Source organism: Caballeronia sp. NCF2 (assembly GCF_023631205.1).
GTDB classification, from domain to species: domain Bacteria; phylum Pseudomonadota; class Gammaproteobacteria; order Burkholderiales; family Burkholderiaceae; genus Caballeronia; species Caballeronia zhejiangensis.
Genome location: NZ_JALQDN010000006.1, coordinates 203,413 through 219,908 on the forward strand (window position 1 = coordinate 203,413; position 16,496 = coordinate 219,908).

The 16,496-nt window shown below is 64.6% G+C and carries 18 protein-coding genes; 12 read left to right on the forward strand and 6 right to left on the reverse strand.

Annotation, left to right across the window (positions count from 1 at the left end):
* The first annotated feature begins 184 nt into the window (after nt 1-184).
* Entirely contained in the window at nt 185-883 is a 699-nt protein-coding gene (locus NCS02_RS04400; protein WP_008350815.1) for a pirin family protein, read from the forward strand.
* A 69-nt stretch (nt 884-952) separates the two neighbouring features.
* Here the strand turns inward: NCS02_RS04400 and NCS02_RS04405 are convergent, their stop codons facing one another.
* The gene (locus NCS02_RS04405; protein ID WP_250522897.1) at nt 953-1,549 is read right to left on the reverse strand and encodes a Spy/CpxP family protein refolding chaperone; all 597 of its coding nucleotides are present in this window, start codon (nt 1,547-1,549) and stop codon (nt 953-955) included.
* A gap of 245 nt (nt 1,550-1,794) precedes the next feature.
* On the opposite strand from NCS02_RS04405, the gene NCS02_RS04410 reads away from it, so the two are divergent.
* Nucleotides 1,795-2,517 (forward strand): response regulator, encoded by a 723-nt coding sequence (locus NCS02_RS04410; protein WP_008350810.1) that lies wholly within the window; start codon nt 1,795-1,797, stop codon nt 2,515-2,517.
* The gene (locus NCS02_RS04415; protein ID WP_008350808.1) at nt 2,501-3,841 is read left to right on the forward strand and encodes an ATP-binding protein; all 1,341 of its coding nucleotides are present in this window, start codon (nt 2,501-2,503) and stop codon (nt 3,839-3,841) included. The genes NCS02_RS04410 and NCS02_RS04415 overlap by 17 nt, the downstream gene beginning before the upstream one ends.
* A 31-nt stretch (nt 3,842-3,872) precedes the next feature.
* Here NCS02_RS04415 and NCS02_RS04420 read toward each other — a convergent pair whose 3' ends face one another.
* Together NCS02_RS04420 and NCS02_RS04425 are read right to left on the reverse strand one after the other, a co-directional pair.
* Nucleotides 3,873-4,136 carry a hypothetical protein gene (locus tag NCS02_RS04420; RefSeq protein ID WP_008350806.1) on the reverse strand — a complete coding sequence of 88 codons (264 nt, stop codon included), beginning with the start codon at nt 4,134-4,136 and terminating at the stop codon, nt 3,873-3,875.
* 120 nt (nt 4,137-4,256) lie between these two features.
* A complete protein-coding gene (locus NCS02_RS04425) occupies nt 4,257-5,942 on the reverse strand; it encodes a sensor domain-containing diguanylate cyclase (RefSeq protein ID WP_034471417.1) in 1,686 nt (561 codons plus the stop codon).
* A 113-nt stretch (nt 5,943-6,055) separates the two neighbouring features.
* On the opposite strand from NCS02_RS04425, the gene NCS02_RS04430 reads away from it, so the two are divergent.
* The 5 genes from NCS02_RS04430 to NCS02_RS04450 all read left to right on the forward strand — a co-directional run bounded on the left by NCS02_RS04430 (nt 6,056) and on the right by NCS02_RS04450 (nt 10,589).
* Nucleotides 6,056-6,406, forward strand: coding sequence for a hypothetical protein (locus NCS02_RS04430; protein WP_250478674.1), 351 nt, complete (start codon nt 6,056-6,058; stop codon nt 6,404-6,406).
* A gap of 262 nt (nt 6,407-6,668) precedes the next feature.
* Nucleotides 6,669-8,432 carry an ABC transporter permease gene (locus NCS02_RS04435; protein WP_008350803.1) on the forward strand — a complete coding sequence of 588 codons (1,764 nt, stop codon included), beginning with the start codon at nt 6,669-6,671 and terminating at the stop codon, nt 8,430-8,432.
* A 12-nt stretch (nt 8,433-8,444) separates the two neighbouring features.
* On the forward strand, nt 8,445-9,800 hold the full coding sequence (locus NCS02_RS04440; RefSeq protein ID WP_033536675.1) for an ABC transporter ATP-binding protein: 1,356 nt from the start codon (nt 8,445-8,447) through the stop codon (nt 9,798-9,800).
* A gap of 173 nt (nt 9,801-9,973) precedes the next feature.
* Nucleotides 9,974-10,174 (forward strand): type II toxin-antitoxin system HicA family toxin, encoded by a 201-nt coding sequence (locus tag NCS02_RS04445; protein ID WP_075644177.1) that lies wholly within the window; start codon nt 9,974-9,976, stop codon nt 10,172-10,174.
* Between the two features lie 13 nt (nt 10,175-10,187).
* A complete protein-coding gene (locus tag NCS02_RS04450) occupies nt 10,188-10,589 on the forward strand; it encodes a type II toxin-antitoxin system HicB family antitoxin (RefSeq protein ID WP_033536674.1) in 402 nt (133 codons plus the stop codon).
* Between the two features lie 63 nt (nt 10,590-10,652).
* On the opposite strand, the gene NCS02_RS04455 is transcribed toward NCS02_RS04450, so the two are convergent.
* From NCS02_RS04455 to NCS02_RS04465, 3 genes are all read right to left on the reverse strand, one after another.
* Nucleotides 10,653-11,177: a hypothetical protein gene (locus NCS02_RS04455; RefSeq protein ID WP_244807820.1), complete on the reverse strand. Its 525-nt coding sequence runs from the start codon at nt 11,175-11,177 to the stop codon at nt 10,653-10,655.
* Nucleotides 11,174-11,728, reverse strand: coding sequence for a hypothetical protein (locus NCS02_RS04460; RefSeq protein WP_175981819.1), 555 nt, complete (start codon nt 11,726-11,728; stop codon nt 11,174-11,176). Before NCS02_RS04460 ends, NCS02_RS04455 begins: the two co-directional genes overlap by 4 nt.
* A 294-nt stretch (nt 11,729-12,022) precedes the next feature.
* On the reverse strand, nt 12,023-13,090 hold the full coding sequence (locus NCS02_RS04465; RefSeq protein ID WP_008350797.1) for a sigma-54 interaction domain-containing protein: 1,068 nt from the start codon (nt 13,088-13,090) through the stop codon (nt 12,023-12,025).
* 589 nt (nt 13,091-13,679) lie between these two features.
* Between NCS02_RS04465 and NCS02_RS04470 the strand changes: the two genes are divergently transcribed.
* From NCS02_RS04470 to NCS02_RS04485, 4 genes are all read left to right on the forward strand, one after another.
* The gene (locus NCS02_RS04470) at nt 13,680-14,009 is read left to right on the forward strand and encodes a hypothetical protein (RefSeq protein WP_008350796.1); all 330 of its coding nucleotides are present in this window, start codon (nt 13,680-13,682) and stop codon (nt 14,007-14,009) included.
* Nucleotides 14,010-14,057: 48 nt separating this feature from the next.
* The gene (locus NCS02_RS04475) at nt 14,058-14,375 is read left to right on the forward strand and encodes an ElaB/YgaM/YqjD family protein (protein WP_008350795.1); all 318 of its coding nucleotides are present in this window, start codon (nt 14,058-14,060) and stop codon (nt 14,373-14,375) included.
* Nucleotides 14,376-14,446: 71 nt separating this feature from the next.
* Nucleotides 14,447-14,680 (forward strand): hypothetical protein, encoded by a 234-nt coding sequence (locus NCS02_RS04480; protein ID WP_008350794.1) that lies wholly within the window; start codon nt 14,447-14,449, stop codon nt 14,678-14,680.
* A 323-nt stretch (nt 14,681-15,003) separates the two neighbouring features.
* Entirely contained in the window at nt 15,004-16,407 is a 1,404-nt protein-coding gene (locus tag NCS02_RS04485; protein ID WP_244807821.1) for a sigma-54-dependent transcriptional regulator, read from the forward strand.
* The last annotated feature ends 89 nt before the right edge of the window (nt 16,408-16,496 follow it).

The window sequence follows — 16,496 nt, forward strand, 5'->3', positions numbered from 1 at the left end:
CGTCGCCGCCCGGAAAAGCGCGGTATTTTACCCGAAGCCGGCCAGGGCGCGAGTTCGAAGCAGGATGTGTCCGATTACATGCATCAGCGGAACGATGTAGTGCCGTGGCGCGCGTTGTTTCGGAAGGGCGTCGCCCTTACATTCTCTCCATCGCAAAACAACGCCTTGGGCGGGAGCAAATACCATGATCGAGATTCGCCGCAGCAACGAACGGGGTCACGCCAACCACGGCTGGCTCGACTCGTATCACAGCTTCTCCTTCGCCGATTACTACGATCCCGAGCACATGCACTTCGGCGCGCTGCGCGTGATCAACGAGGACCGCGTCGCGGGCGGACAGGGCTTCGGCGCGCATGGCCATCGCGATATGGAAATCGTGAGCTACGTGCTCGAGGGCGCGCTCGCGCATCGCGACAGCATGGGCAACGGCTCGACGATCCGTCCCGGCGATGTCCAGCGCATGAGCGCCGGCACCGGCGTGCGCCACAGCGAATTCAACGGTTCGCCGACGGACACCGCGCACTTCCTGCAAATCTGGATCATTCCGGATGCGCCGGGCGGCGCGCCCGGGTATGAGGAAAAGCGCTTCGCCGACGATGAAAAGCGCGGCCGCCTGCGGGTGATCGCATCGCCGGAAGGCACCGACGGTTCGGTGAAGATCGGCGCGAACGCGCGCATCTTCGCGGGACTTTTCGACGGCGACGAGCGCGCGGACTTCGACGTGCCGGCGGGCCGCCGCGTGTATGTGCATGTGGCGCGCGGCGCGGTGACGGTCAACGGCGAAGCGCTCGGCGCGGGCGACGCCGTGAAGCTCGAAGACGTGTCGAAGGTGACGATCGAGAAGGGCGATAACGCGGAAGTGCTGCTGTTCGACCTCGCCTGATCGTTCCACTGATGTAAAGAAGGCCGCGGAGCGCATGCTCCGCGGCCTTCTTTCATGCGCCGAGACGGCTTACGGCTTGGCCGTGGCGGATGCGCCCGCCGCCGCGCCCGGTGCGCCGTCCGGGCCGCCGCGGTGCTTGCCCCAGCGCTCGTGCATCTTCTGCTCGTGCTCGCGCATCTTCGCGAAGTGCTTCTTCAGCGCCTTGCTGACCGTCGTCTTCTGCTGTTCGTTCAGCGCGTTATAGAAGTTCAACCACGCGGTCGCGGTCTGCTCGCGCAACTGCTCGTTCTGCTGCTCGGTCTTCTGATGCGCGGCGTGCATCGCGTTCAGGTCGAGGATCGGCTGGTTTTCCATCGACTTCATCTGATCGTGCATCTGCCTGAAGCTTTCGCGCATCGCCTGACGATTCTGCTTCATCGTCGTGAGCGCGGTCTGCCACAGCTTTTCCTGATCCGCGTTCAGCTTCAACTGGCCGTGCAGTTCGTCCAGCTGCTTCTGCATCCGCATTTCCATGCGGTGGCCGCCGTGACCGCCGGGGCCGCCCATCATGGCCGGACCGCCCGGAGGCGGCGGGGGCGGCGCGTCGTTCGTCGCGGCGTAGGCCGTGCCGAACGTCAGCGCGATTGCGGCAGCGGCGGCGGTGAGGATGCGATATTGCTTGGCCATCTTGATACTCCCTTGATTGTTTTCGAAGCCGAAGCCGCGAAACCTGCATCGACGTACGGGTTGATGCGTGGAGGTCTCGCGCTTGTCGGTGAGACACAGCGTAGGGGTTCGCCGTGCACGGCGTGTTACGGCATGGTTTAGGCTTGTTACGCAGGTTTACGCCTCGCTTTCGTCGTAACACCCCGTAACCCTTATGGCAGGCCTGTCATCAATCGAGGTCTGACGCACGCGCTAAACTCCATTCCATGACTACGCAAATACTTGTCGTCGACGACGACGCCGAACTGCGCGACCTTTTGCGCGACTATCTGGTCCGGCAGGGCATCGAGGTATCGGTGCTGCATGACGCCGGCGGTCTCGAACGCCGCATCGAACGCGAGCGGCCCGATCTCATCGTGCTCGACCTGATGATGCCGGGCGTCGACGGGCTGACCGCGCTCAAAGCATTGCGCGCATCCGGCGACGACATCCCCGTCATCATGCTGACCGCACGCGCGGACGACGTTGACCGCATCGTCGGCCTCGAACTCGGCGCGGACGATTACCTCGGCAAGCCGTTCAATCCGCGCGAACTGCTCGCGCGGGTGCAGGCCGTGCTGCGCCGCCGCCGCACGATTCCGTCCGCCGCGCCGGAGCAGCGCGAACCGTATTCGTTCGGCCGCTTCAGGCTCGACTTCCAGTCGCGCACGCTGCAACAGGACGACAGGCCGCTCACGCTGTCGGGCAGCGAATTCGCGCTTCTGAAAATTTTCGTGAACAACCCGATGCGCACGCTCACGCGCGAGCGCCTGCTCGAATTGCTCCACGGTCCGGAGTACGACGGCACCGATCGCGGCATCGACGTGCAGGTGTGGCGCCTGCGCCGCATCCTGGAAACCGATCCGTCGGCGCCGCGCTTCATCCAGACGGTGCGCGGACGCGGTTACGTGTTCGTGCCGGACGGCGAGCAAAATGCGCCGGGCAATTGACACGCTGTTCGGCCGGCTGGTCGTCATCGTCATCGGCATGTTGGTGTTGTCGCATGTGGCGTGGTTCGCGATCATCCGCTTCGAGCGCGATAACGTGCAGACGCGCTTCGCCGTCGAGGAGGCCGTGTTCCTGGTCGAGGCGGTGCGCCAGCACATCGCCAATACGCCGGATCAACCGCTGCCGCCGCGCGTGCGCCTCGTGGCGCTCGATAGCCCGGACGTGCCGAAGCAGCCCGACGAGGGCACGCCGCCGCCGCTGCAGCGCTTTGTCGAGGATCTGAAAGACCGTCTGCCCGACGGCACCGACGTGCGTCTCAACGAGCCCGGCGGCCCGCCGAGCGTCTGGGTGCACGGCGCGAAGGACGCAGGCTGGGTCGTCGTGCCGGTGCAGCCGCTGCGTCCGCCGCGCTCGCGCGACCGCATGCTCGTCTGGCTCGCGCTGATCTTTTCGACCGCCGTGCTCGCCGCGCTTTTCGGCGCGTGGCAGCTGCAGTCGCCACTGCGCGCGCTCGCGCAGGCGGTCGGGCGCTTCGGACGCGGCCAGCCGACGCCGCCCGTGCCGGAGCGCGGTCCGCGCGAATTGCGGCAGCTCACGCACGGCTTCAATCAGATGGTCCGCGAGGTCTCGCAGACGGAGAACGATCGCGCCGTCATGCTTGCAGGCGTCGCGCACGATCTGAAGACGCCGCTCGCGCGCCTGCGTCTGCGCGCCGAAATGATGGACGACGACAAAATGCGCGACGGCGTCGTGCGCGATGTCGATTCGATGGCGCATATCGTCGACCAGTTCCTCGTGTTCGCGCACGACCGCCCGGACGGCAGCGAGCCGGTTCCCGTCGACGAGCAGTGCGAGCGGATCGCGCGGGCGTATCGCGCGGTGTCGCCGGACGCGCAGCCGATCCGCTTGAAGCTCGAAGCGGGGCCCGCTTTCGCGCTGCCGGCGGCGTCGCTGGACCGGTTGCTGTCGAATCTGCTGGATAACGCCCATGCATACGGCGCGCCGCCGGTCGTCATCGAGACGCGGCGGGAAGCCAAGGGCTGGGTATTGTCGGTGTCCGATCACGGCAAGGGCATCGCGCCGGACGATCTCATCAAGGCGAGCCGGCCTTTCGTGCGGCTCGATCCGGCGCGCGGCGGCAGCGGCCACAGCGGGCTCGGACTCGCGATCGTGGAGCGGCTCGCGCGACGTGCGGGCGGCGAGTGCGAGATCGGCAATCGTGCCGACGGCGGATTGCAGGTCACGATGACCTTTCCGTTCGACAGCGCCACGCGGCCGGTGCAGGAGCGCCGCGCCGGGTCGCAGCACGAAGAGCGCGCGCTGTAACGGCGCGCTCGGTCAGAGAGGCGGAGCGGCGTCAGTCGAACAGGGTTTCGAGCGCGGACGCCGCTTCGCTGTCCACCGTGTTGTACGTCACCGTCGACGCCTCGAAGATGTAGTGCGTCGTGTACTTGCCGAGGCGCGAGAGAATCTCCTCCTGAATCACCTCGGGCGCGAGATCGATCTTCAGGAACCACGTCGTCGACGACAGCCGCGTCTGAAAAGAGCCGTACTCGGCGAGCAGGTGGTCGAACGTTTCTGCGTCCTGATCCCGGCACACGATGACCAGATTTCCCTTCATGCAATCCTCCCGATTCACGCCAGCGGCATTCGATTTCGAACATCGATGATACCTGCGCGATGCGTGCGCGTCGCGGCACGCGCATGACCGTGCGGTGACTCGACGCGCCGGTTCGGCCGGCTACTTGCCGGCCAGCGTGTCTTCGGGATGCCGGGTGGACGGGCCGGGATCGGCGGGGCGCACTTCGCTGCGGTCGCGCCCGCGCGATTTCGCCTCGTAAAGCGCGAGGTCGGCGCGCGAGAGAATCCATTCGAGCGCGTCGTCGGGCGCGAGCTCCGTGATGCCGATGGATACCGACAGCGCCGCGTCGTCCGGCAGATGCGCGCAGTGCTCGTGATGGAAGCGCTTCCGCAGGCGCTCAAGCACGGCGTGCGCGTCGGCGAGCGGGGTTTGCGGCAGCAGGATGCCGAATTCCTCGCCGCCGAGCCGCCCGATCGCATCGCTCGGACGAAGCTGCGCACGGCACACTTCGACGAAATGCTCCAGCGCGCGATCGCCCGACGCGTGCCCGAAGCGGTCGTTGATCTGCTTGAAGTGATCGAGATCCGCGATCGCCACCGACAGCGGGGTGCCGACCGAGCGCGCGAGCTCCACTTCGTGACGCAGCGTGTCGAGGAAATAGCGGCGCGAGAGGGCGCCGGTGAGCGCGTCGTGGCGCGCTTCGGCCGAAAGCAGCGTATTGGCCGACTGGAGCTGTTCAGCGAGATCGCGGGTCGCGCGGTGCAGGCGCCGCTCACGCGAATACGACGTCGCGATCACGATCGCGAGCGTCACGACGCCGAGCATCGTCAGGAACACGAGGAAGCGGTCGCGGCTGTGATTGCGGCTGATCTCCGGCCAGCTCGTGAGCGGATGCACGATATGCGCCGACAGTCCCGAATTGAGACCCGTGCGCTCGTCGTAGAGCGAAGGCACGTTGCTGCCGTTCGCGGCGTAGAAGGTTTGCGCGAGCGCGGGCGCGAGCCAGTGCTCCGAGGCGCGCATCTGCTCGCCAATGTGCGCGATGCGCAGCTCCGGAAACGACTCGCGCCGATAGTGCTCGACGCGTTCGCGCTCCGTCATGCGCGCGATGGGCGCATTGGGCATCGCCTGGTATTCGAGCCGGCCGTCGTGCGCCATCACGACGACGCCGTTTTCATCGGTCACGAAGGTGCCGGCGCGCGACACCCAGTGCCGCAGCCGGTCGATGCTCACTTTGGCGATCACCGCGCCGACCAGGATGCCGTCTTCGTAAGCGGGCGCCGCGATGAAGATGCCCGGCTCGCCGGACAGCCGCCCGACGCCGTACATCTCGACGAAGCCGCCGAGCAGCGCGCGGGCGACATAGCCCCGGGCGCTCATGTCGTAGCCGATGAAGCTGTCGTCGTCGGCGGCGTTGCTCGACGCAATGCAGAAGCCGCGCTCGTTGACGAGCCAGATCGAGTCGAGGCCGGAGAAGCCCTGCGCGTCGTGCAGGAAGTGATTGACCTTTTCGAGCGCGGGGCGCGCGGTCCAGTCCTTGCGGCGTTCGAGTTCCGTCCCGGCCGGGTTCGAGGCATAATTCCGCGACTCCGCGAGCGCGCGCTGCGTGAGGTCCATCTGCGCGAGCGTGGCGGGAATGGCGCGCGACATCGCCAGATCGCTCGCGATGATCTGCGCCATGTTGTCGACGATCGACCCCGCCATCTGACGCTCGGTACGCACCGTCGCCGTCATCTCCTGTTGTACCATTCGGTCCGACAACAAGCCGGCGGCCACCCAGCACGCGCACGCCAACGCGGCGATGCCGAGCGTCGCGATCACACGGTGCAGGATGAGTTTGTTCATCGGACGCGCGCGCATGGGAGGTTCACGCGAGACAAAGGTCGCATGCGCCATGCCGGCCATTCGGCGCGGTGTGCACATGGCGGTCGACGCGGGCGTGTGGATTGCAGCGCGTGATGTCTGCCGTATTCCGGCTTGTGCTCGCAACGGGGCGGCGGGCGCGGCTCAGGCGGTTATTCGGCTCGGATCTGGCGTCTCGCATCGCATCGGCGCTCAAATTATTGTTTGTGATAAGCCCAGATTGGACGATGTTTTTTGCCGCCTATCAAGCGCCATGTCACGGCGTGCGACGTCTGTCCAACACAACGGACGCGCGCCGGGCGCACGCGCTGGCGCTTCTTCGTCGAATAGCGGCGAGCCGCAGCCAAACTGAAAGGAAGCGAAAGCACGAGCGCCGGGCGCATTCGACGCGGGCTGCCCTTCATTTTGCCCGTGCCGTGCCGAAGAGCAACAGAAACATCGCATGATTCGCGTGCCGGACCGCATGAAGGTTGTGCCTGTCACGCGGGTTGGTGTAGTGTCGCGCGGTTCAGAACGGGGATCGTCTGACGCGGCGACTGCCTGGCGCCGCGCTGCGAACTGAACGTGTCGTCGTTTCGGCGGCTCCGTGCGTTGAGCATGGGGTCGTCCCGGGCAGAGGCTTCTTGCCCGCCTGACGGTTATCTGCCGTCAGAAGCAACATCCCGCGCCCGGCGCGGTCGGAACAAAGCCTTACGGGGAGGGCCTTGCATGGAATTTGGTTTCAATCTGAATCGCACGGCGAATGCGTCGGCGTGGCGGATCCTGCCCAACCGCTGGGATTTCGTCGCGTTCCCGATGATCATCTGCATCATCGCGCTCGCCGCAGTCGGTTTCCACGAGACCCTGGCGCCGATCTCGACCCTGCAGACCCAGGCGATCTCGCTCGACCCCGCGAATCTCCCCGAATACGCGTTGCGCACGACCTTGCGCATGCTGCTGGCGATGGTCGCGTCGCTCATTTTCACGCTGATCTACGGCACGCTCGCGGCGAAGAGCCGGCGCGCGTCGATCGTGCTCGTGCCGATTCTCGACATTCTCCAGTCGGTGCCGGTGCTGGGCTACATCTCGTTCACGGTGACGTTCTTCCTCGCCATGTTCCCGGGGCGCGTGATCGGCGCCGAATGCGCGGCGATCTTCGCGATCTTCACGAGCCAGGCGTGGAACATGACGTTCAGCTTCTATCAGTCGCTGCGCACGGTGCCGCGCGATCTGGACGAAGTCTCGCGCGGTTTTCATCTCACCAACTGGCAGCGCTTCTGGAAGCTCGAAGTGCCGTTCTCGATGCCGGGCCTCATCTGGAACATGATGATGTCGATGTCGGGCGGCTGGTTCTTCGTGGTCGCCTCCGAGGCGATCACGGTCGGCAACCGCACGATCGTACTGCCGGGCATCGGCGCGTATCTCGCGACCGCCATCGGCGAGCGCAATCTCTCCGCGATCGGCTGGGTGATTCTCGCGATGACCGTCGTCATCCTGGCCTACGACCAGTTGATGTTCCGCCCGCTCGTCGCGTGGGCGGACAAATTCCGCATGGAGAACACGAGTTCCGGCGACGAGCCGAAGTCGTGGCTGCTCGACCTGATCCGCCGCACGCGCCTGATTCATCGTCTGCTGGTTCCGGCCGGCTGGATTCTCGCGAAGGCGGCGCGCGTGCCGATCAAGCTGCCGTCGCTGCAGGGCGCGCTGGAAAACGTCGGCCTGCCGCTGCGCGCGAAGGTGCCGTCCACGCGCGCGGGCGATATCGCGTGGGGCACGGCCGTGCTGCTAGTCACGGTGTTCGTCGTGTGGAAGGTCGCGTCGTTCGTCGCGACGGGCGTCACGTGGAGCGAAGTCGGCCACGTGTTCGTGCTCGGCTTCATCACGCTCTTGCGCGTGGTCGTGCTGATCGCGATCGCTTCGGTGATCTGGGTGCCGCTCGGCGTGCTGATCGGCCTGCGCCCGGCGCTCGCCGAGAAGATCCAGCCGCTCGCGCAGTTCCTCGCCGCGTTCCCGGCGAACCTGCTGTTTCCGGTGTTCGTCGTCGTGATCGTGCGCTGGCATCTGAACCCGGATATCTGGCTCTCGCCGCTGATCGTGCTCGGCACGCAGTGGTATATCCTTTTCAACGTGGTGGCGGGCGCGTCTTCCTACCCGAACGATTATCGCGAGGCCGCGACCAACTTCCAGATTCGCGGCTGGCAGTGGTGGAAGAAGTGCATGCTCCCCGGCATCTTCCCTTACTACATCACCGGCGCGATCACCGCTTCGGGCGGCGCGTGGAACGCGAGCATCGTCGCGGAAGCGGTGTCGTGGGGCAAGACGGAGGTTGTCGCGCATGGTCTCGGCGCGTATATCGCCCAGACGACCGCCGCGGGCGACTATCCGAAAATCATTCTTGGCATCGCCGTGATGTCGCTGTTCGTCACGCTGTTCAACCGACTGTTGTGGCGCCCGCTATACGCCTACGCCGAAGCAAGACTCCGGCTGGATTGAGGACGAGTTCCGATGCAGAACCTGAAAACTACGCAGACGTCCGCTGCGCAAGACTCGCGGCGACCCCAGGGCACGCCGCCGCGTCTCGGCGCGGAAATCCTGCGCGTCGCGAACGTGAGCCGCGGCTTCAACAAGACGCAGGGCGAACTGCTCGTGCTCGACGATGCGAATCTCTCGCTGCGCGAAGGCGAGATCGTCGGATTGCTCGGACGTTCGGGCTCGGGCAAGTCGACACTTCTGCGCATCATCGCCGGGCTGATCGAGCCGACGGGCGGCGAAGTCACTTATCTGAACGAGCCGTTGCGCGGTCCCGCGAAGGGCGTCGCGATGGTGTTTCAGACCTTCGCGCTGTTTCCGTGGCTGACCGTGCTGCAGAACGTGGAAGCGGGTCTGGAAGCGCAAGGCGTGGCCGCGCGCGAGCGGCGCGAGCGCGCGCTGGCCGCGATCGACCTGATCGGTCTCGACGGCTTCGAGAACGCGTATCCGCGTGAATTGTCGGGCGGGATGCGTCAGCGCGTGGGTTTCGCGCGGGCGCTGGTCGTCGATCCGACCTTGCTGTTGATGGACGAGCCGTTCTCCGCGCTCGACGTGCTCACCGCCGAAAACCTGCGCACCGACCTGCTCGATTTGTGGACGCAAGGGCGCATGCCGATCAAGTCGGTGCTGATCGTCACGCACAACATCGAGGAAGCGGTGTTCATGTGCGACCGCATTCTCGTGCTGTCGTCGAATCCGGGCCGCGTGATGGCCGAGATCAAGGTGCCGTTCAAGCATCCGCGCAATCGCCTGGATCCGGCGTTCCGGCGTCTCGTCGACGATATCTACGCGAAGATGACCGCGCGGCAGATGGGCGAAGCGAAGAAGAAGGGGCTGGAGTTGGGAAGCTGGCTGCCCGAAGTCTCGACGAACCTGATGGCGGGTCTCATCGAAACGCTCGCGGCCGAGCCGTACCACGGCCGCGCGGACATGCCGGAAATCGCGCGGTCGCTGCATCTCGAAGTGGACGATCTCTTCCCGATCGCGGAAGTGCTGCAACATCTCGGTTTCGCGGACGTGCGCGAGGGCGACATCTATCTGACGCCGCAGGCGCGCGTGTTCGCGGAGTTCGGCACGCAGGAGCGCAAGATGATGTTCGCGGAGCATCTGCTGCGGCACGTGCCGCTGGCGGCGCGGATCAAGAAGGTGCTGAACGAGCGGCCTGGGCATCGCGCGCCGCGCTTGCGCTTCGAGCAGGAACTGGAGGACTTTCTCTCCGACAAGGCCGCGCAGGAAACGCTCGATGCGGTTATCGACTGGGGCCGCTACGGGGAAATTTTCTCGTACAACGATCAGACCGAGATGCTGAGCCTGGAGGACGTGGAGGCTTGAGTTTCCTGTGGATGCAAGCACGCGAAGCGCGGTTGCCGGCGACGGCGCCGCGCTTTTTCTTTGCGCGTTGGCCGTTTGGCTGAATGTTCGCGCGGTGCGTTGAATCGTACCGTTTTCGTCTTGAACAGTGTTGCTGCGTGTGTAAAGCTACACACGCAGCGTTCGGAGACGAGATGGATTCATCGCGCTTGATACGAATGCTGCTGGATGACGGGTGGCACTTGGACCGAATTGTCGGCAGTCACCATCATTTCAAACGTCGGGGAAATATGAGCTTGGTCACGGTGCCTCATCCCCGAAAAGATCTTTCCATTGGAACGGTAAGAAGCGTCCTCAAGACGGCCGGGTTGCTCAACCGGCTGTACTCTTCATAACGGAGATTCGAAAGTGGAATTCCCAGTCGCCATTCACAAAGACCCGGACAGTTGCTACGGCGTTACCGTGCCTGACATTCCCGGCGTTTTTTCTGCGGGAGAGACGGTCGACGAGGCAATTAAAAATACGAAGGAGGCAATCTACAGCCACGTCTCGATTCTTATAGAGGACGGTTTGGACGTTTCGCTGGTGCCTTCCCCGATTGAAGATCTGATGCCGAACCCCGACTTCGCCACGGCAATCTGGGCCTACGTCGAAGTCGATCTCTCGAAGCTCGACTCGCGTCCCGAGCGCATCAACATCAGCCTGCCGCGATTCGTGCTGCGCAAGATCGACAGCTACGTCGAGGCGCGCCACGAAACCCGCAGCGGCTTTCTGGCGCGGGTCGCGCTCGAAGCGATCGCGAACGGCTGAGACCGCAAAAAAGCGCGGCGCTCGTGACGAGCGCCGCGCGTTCGATATCCAGCCGCGGGAAACCTACTGCAGATTCCCCCAACGCTCGACGGCCGGTTCCGCCGACGCCCATTTCCATCCTTCGGATTGCTGGCAGGCCGTAGCGACGAACCACTCGGCGGGCGCTTTCGCATCGTCGCCATCGACGACCGAAAACGCGAATTCCTTGCAGCTCGCGAGCGCGCTATTGAACTCGCGCAGCACGCGCACCTCGCCGTGGCCGTTCTCGACCGGCAACGTATGCTTGACCTTCCATGGCCGCGTTTCGCCGACCTGCGACATGCCCGCCGTCACCGCGATCATGACCTGCTGATCCTGATGCAGCGATTTCATCGTGCGCGCGACGAGTTCGTCGGTGGCGGCCTGCACCGCGATGCCGACGCCCAGGCCCACAGCCGGGTTCGTCGTGAACGCGCCGGTCGCGACGCCCGCCACCGCACCCGTCGCGGCGCCGATCGATGCGCAGCCGCTCATCGTCAGGCACGCGGCCGCGCCGGCAGCGACGAGCCCAAGACGCAGCGCAAAAGATACGTCGAAAGACAGCGTCATTGCAGCGCGCCCCAGCGCGGCGTAGCCGGTTCGGCGGACGCCCACTTCCACTTGTTGCCGTCGCGGCATACCGATGCCACGTAGAACGCGCTGTCGGCGGGGCGGTCCTTGGTCGCGTCGCGATCGACGGAAAACACGATCTCCTTGCATTCGAGCACGCCGCTGCTGATGGTGCGGCTCACCGTCACGCGGCCTTTTTCGTCGTCCTCGATCGGCACTGAATGCACGGCCTTCCACGGCGCAACCGCGCCGACCGCGAGCGGACCGGCGACGGTCGCAATCTGATCCTGCGAGTAGGTATGCGCGACGCGCTGCGTGTACTGCACGCCCGCGCGCGCGGCGGCGACCGCGCCGAGGCCGATGCCCGTTGCGACGGCGGCGTTGCTGGTGACACTGTTTGCCACCGCGGCGCCCGCGATACCGGCGCCGGCCGTCGCGCCTTCGCTGTAGAGCGAATTGCATCCGCTGAGACTCACGCAAGCGATGGCGCCCGAAACGATCGCGGCGAGCGCGGCGGCACGCGACCCGCTCCGATGAACCCTGATCTGCATGTTGCTTTTCCTTCGTCTTCCGTTTCCCGACGCTTGCGATCGGGGTTCGAGGGCCTCGAATCTACTTGAGGTTCCGCCCTCAAGTCACCGCCCGGCAACGCGAAGCGACGAAACGCGCACGCGGGCTCCGCGCATTTTGAAGCATGCTTCTAATTACCGGTTTGAGAAAATTGCAAGAAATTGCAAGCGTGAAGAGCACGTTTCGATCCACGTACCGCACCGAGGGCGAAATAAAAGCGAGCGCGGATGTCTGCGCTCGCTTCCCGGTCATGCGGATATCGCCTCGGATACGCTTCAGCTTTCGCTATTCGACGACGCGTCGCTGCCCTCGGTGTCCTCGTTTTCGTACGCGCCCAAGCGGTTGTACAAAGTCTTCAGACTCACCCCGAGCGCTTTCGCGGCGCGCCGCTTGTCGCCGCCGCAGTGTTTGAGCGTGCCGAGGATGATCTGCTTCTGCGCATCGGCGAGCGGCGTACCGACCCAGACGTTCATGGCGTCGCCTTGCGTGACCGGCTTCTTCACGCGCGATGCGAGATGCGGATGCGCGATCTCCACCGTCTTCTCCGCCAGAATGAACGCGCGATAAACCGTGTTCTTCAGTTCGCGCACGTTGCCCGGCCACGAATACGTGCGCAGCACGTCGAGCGCGCGTTTGCTGAAGACCTTGTTCGTGCCCTCCTGCGCGTTCATTTCGGACAGGAAATGCTGTGCGAGCAGTTCGCGATCCGAGTCGCGCTCGCGCAACGGCGGCGCGCGCAGCGGGAATACGGCGAGCCGGTACATGAGATCCTCGCGCAGGCCGTTTTCCTTCACGGCCGCGACAGGATCGCGGTTCGTCGCCGCGATCACGCGCACATCGGAGCTGATGAGATCGTTGCCGCCGACGCGAAAGAACGTGCCTGTTTCCAGCGCGCGCAGCAGCTTGACCTGGCGCACGGGCGACATCTCGGTCACTTCGTCGAGGAAGAGCGTGCCGCCGTTCGCATGCTCGAAATAGCCGATGCGTCCCTGCACCGCGCCCGTGAAGCTGCCTTTCTCGTGGCCGAAGAGCTCGGCCTCGATGAGATTGTCGGGAATCGCACCGCAGTTCACCGCGATGAACGGCGCGTCCTTGCGCGCGCTGTGGTCGTGAATCGTACGGGCGACGAGCTCCTTGCCTGTGCCCGACTCGCCGATGATGAGCGCGGTCGCATCGGTCGCGGCCACGCGCTCGATTTGCGCGTACAACTCCTGCATCACGGGCGACGAGCCATAGAGCAGTCCATAAGACTTCAAGCCCGGCACTTCCCCCGTGTTGCGTTTTCTTTGCGCGGGTGTATCGCCGACCGCGGCGGGCGGCTGATCCAGATCGGTTGACGCCATGTGTCCTGATCGTTCCTGAGTGCTGCGTATGTAGTGGGCGGGCGGCGGACTCGCGCGGGCGCTTCCGGTCGCAATCGGCCTGGCGCGGCTCGGCGCGCGCGAGCGGCGCAACCGTGGATGACCGCGCGCATCGGCATATGACGCGCCCTTGCGCGCTGCCCTTGAGACTCACGCGATCCGTGAGCGTCGTTCCTGGTTGAGCGTCGGTCCAGGCGCGTCTGCATCGGCTGCTTGTTCAGAGCCGGTTCGTTGCAAACGCACCTATCTCATAAACGCTATTTAACCATTCGCAACGACATTGCGGCAATGCGCGGGCCGGCCGTTCAGCGCATTTTGTCTGCATCGCGCGGGCCCTCGCGGCGCTTCCGGAAAGGTTCTCCTTGCCGTACTGAAAATTTACAAGGCGACGGCGTAATTGTTACCCGATCGTCGGCGGGTTCGCCTCCCATCGGCAGTCCTGCGCGATGTCGCCGGATCTGGCACGAAAGCTGCAAGATAGGGCTCACATCGTGACTCATATTCGAGAAATTGCCGACGGGCGCGGTCTCGGAGGCGCACACACGAGGATGGGCGAGAGAGGCAACGCATCATGGAAGACATTTTCAACTTCGACGGGGGCGCACATCCGCGCTCGATTCCCACGCGGCCGGCCCGGACCCGGAAGGAACTCACGGCCGGCGAGCCGATCGACATCTATCACTGGGCCGCTGTCGCGCTCGTGACCGCGCTGATGTGCGCGGTGCTAGGCTATGCGGCGGGCACGCCAGCGCTCGCGCGTGCCGCGAACGTGACGAGCCTCGTGTTCGGCGCGATGGGCGGCGCGTTGATGGCGAGCGGCGTCGTGCGCAGCCTGCGCGCGCGCAGCGCGGCGGGCGAGCGCCTCCGCGTCGCGGGCGTGCCTGTCGCCGAAACGCGCTGACGCGCGCCGACGATCCCGACAAACCCACTTGGGCGAGGACTACATTCCATGAGTCAAACGACTGTCCAGCTTGCGTTGGGCAAGCAAAAGATCATCGAAGACATCAAGGTGCTGCTGAACGACGCCGAGGAATTGCTGCGCTTGTCGGCGACGCTGCCAGGCGAGGGCGTCGATGCGCTGCGCTCGCGTCTGCGCGATCACGTCGATTCGGCGCGCGGCGCGCTCGAAGATGCACAGGCGAGTGCGCAAAGCCGATACCGCGCAGGCGTCGATTGCACCGAGAAATACGTGAAGGACAATCCCTGGCAATCGCTCGGCATGGCGGCGGGCGTCGGTTTTCTGGTGGGACTTCTGGTTTCGCGGTGATTTACAGCTTTATCGCTCCGGCCGGCTTTCCTGACAGCGGCGATTTTCATTAGACGAAGGAGAGAACACAAATGGCACGGCCTTCAATCGGAATTTTCGGCGCGCTGTTCGCGCTAGGCGGCGTTCTCGCATGGAAGTGGGTGCAGTCTCAGGACGCCGGGCGGCGCACTGCACGCGATCTGAGCCGTTGGGAAGACGAGGGCGGCAAGGTGCTCACGCCCGCCACCGGCGCGAGCGGGCAGGCCGTAAATGGCCACGGTGCGGTCGGCGGCACCGCCGATGCATGGCATTTTCCGCGGAGTTGATTCACTTCAGACATTCGGCCGAATTAATGGTCCGATCAATCAAACGCACGCTGGACCAGCGTGCGTTTTCATCTTGATAAACGCTTATAATCAGTGAAACTTCGGCCATAAGTTGCCTAAATGGAAAAACTTACTTGGGCCGAATCAAGCGTGCAGAAATCGGAAATTATTTTATTTTTCGCGCATTCTGCGTGACGCCGATTATCTTTTTTCGGCCGTAACCGCGAATCGCACCGGCCCGTGCGGCAGCGCCGCCGCGCGGAGAAGACCACGCCGCCACCTGGCGTGTGACCCTGAAACGCTTAGGAAGAATTCGAAACGCAATGCCACACGTATTGATTGTCGATGACGATCCCAGTACCCGCGAGGCGCTAGCCGCGATCATCGGCGAAGACGGATTGACGACGGCCACCGCCAGCGATCTGCGCGAGGCGCGCATCCAGCTCGTGCGGCAAACGCCGGACGTCGTATTCACCGATCTCAAACTGCCCGATGGCACGGGCGTCGACCTGTTCGAGGATCTCGATCCGCGCTCGGGCGTCGAGTTCATCGTCATTACGGGACACGCGACGGTGGAATCCGCCGTCAGCGCGCTCAAGATGGGCGCCGCCGACTACCTCGTCAAGCCGATCAACATGCAGCGCGTGAAGGCCATCCTTTCGCGCCTGCCGCGCGCCGGCGACCTGAAAGCGGAAATCGGCACCTTGCGCGGCGAATTGCGCCGCATGGGCCGCTTCGGTCTGATGCTGGGCAATTCACCTGCCATGCAGACCGTCTACGACCAGGTCGGCCGCGTCGCGCCGACGGCGGCATCGGTGCTGCTCATCGGCGAGTCGGGCACCGGCAAGGAAGTCGCCGCGCAGACGCTGCACGAGCTCTCGCTGCGCCGCAAGCATTCGTTCATCGCGGTGAACTGCGGCGCGATCTCACCGAACCTGATCGAATCGGAGATGTTCGGCCACGAGCGCGGCTCGTTCACGGGCGCGGATCGGCAGCACAAGGGTTATTTCGAACGCGCGAACGGCGGCACGCTGTTCCTCGACGAAATCACGGAAATGCCGATCGAGCTTCAGGTGAAACTGCTGCGCGTGCTGGAGACGGGCATGTTCATGCGCGTCGGCACGACCAAGGAAATCGAGACGGACGTGCGCCTGATCGCCGCGACCAATCGCGATCCCGAGCAGGCCGTGCTCGAAGGCAAGCTGCGCCTCGACCTTTATCACCGTCTGAACGTGTTCCCGATCAACCTGCCGCCGCTGCGCGAGCGCGGCAAGGACGTCGAGCTGCTCGGCCAGGCGTTTCTCGACGAACTGAACGCCCGGTACAACACGAAAAAGGATTTCCCGCCCGCCGTCCGCGAGATGCTGGCGTCGTACAACTGGCCCGGCAACGTGCGCGAACTGAAGAACTACGTGCAGCGCGCGTACATCATGTCGGCGTCGGACTCGGACAGCACCGCGACCGTGCCGCTGCAGATTTCGCTTTCGAAGCCGTCGGCGGGCACGGCGGTGACGATTCCGTTCGGCACGTCGCTCGCGCAGGCCGACCGTCAGCTCATTCTGGCGACGCTCGATCAGTGCGGCGGCGTGAAGACGCGCGCGGCGGAAATCCTCGGCATCAGCCTGAAAACGCTCTATAACCGGCTCGTCGAGTACGGCGAGGATGCGAACAAGGCTGCCGTCGGCGAAGGCGGCGACATAAGCGATTCCGACAGCGAAAATTCCTGAACTTCGCGTATCTTTAGACAAATCGACGCCTGCGGCTTGTAAAACCGCAGGCGTTTTTCATTGGCAGGCGCGTTTTCTACGCCGATAAT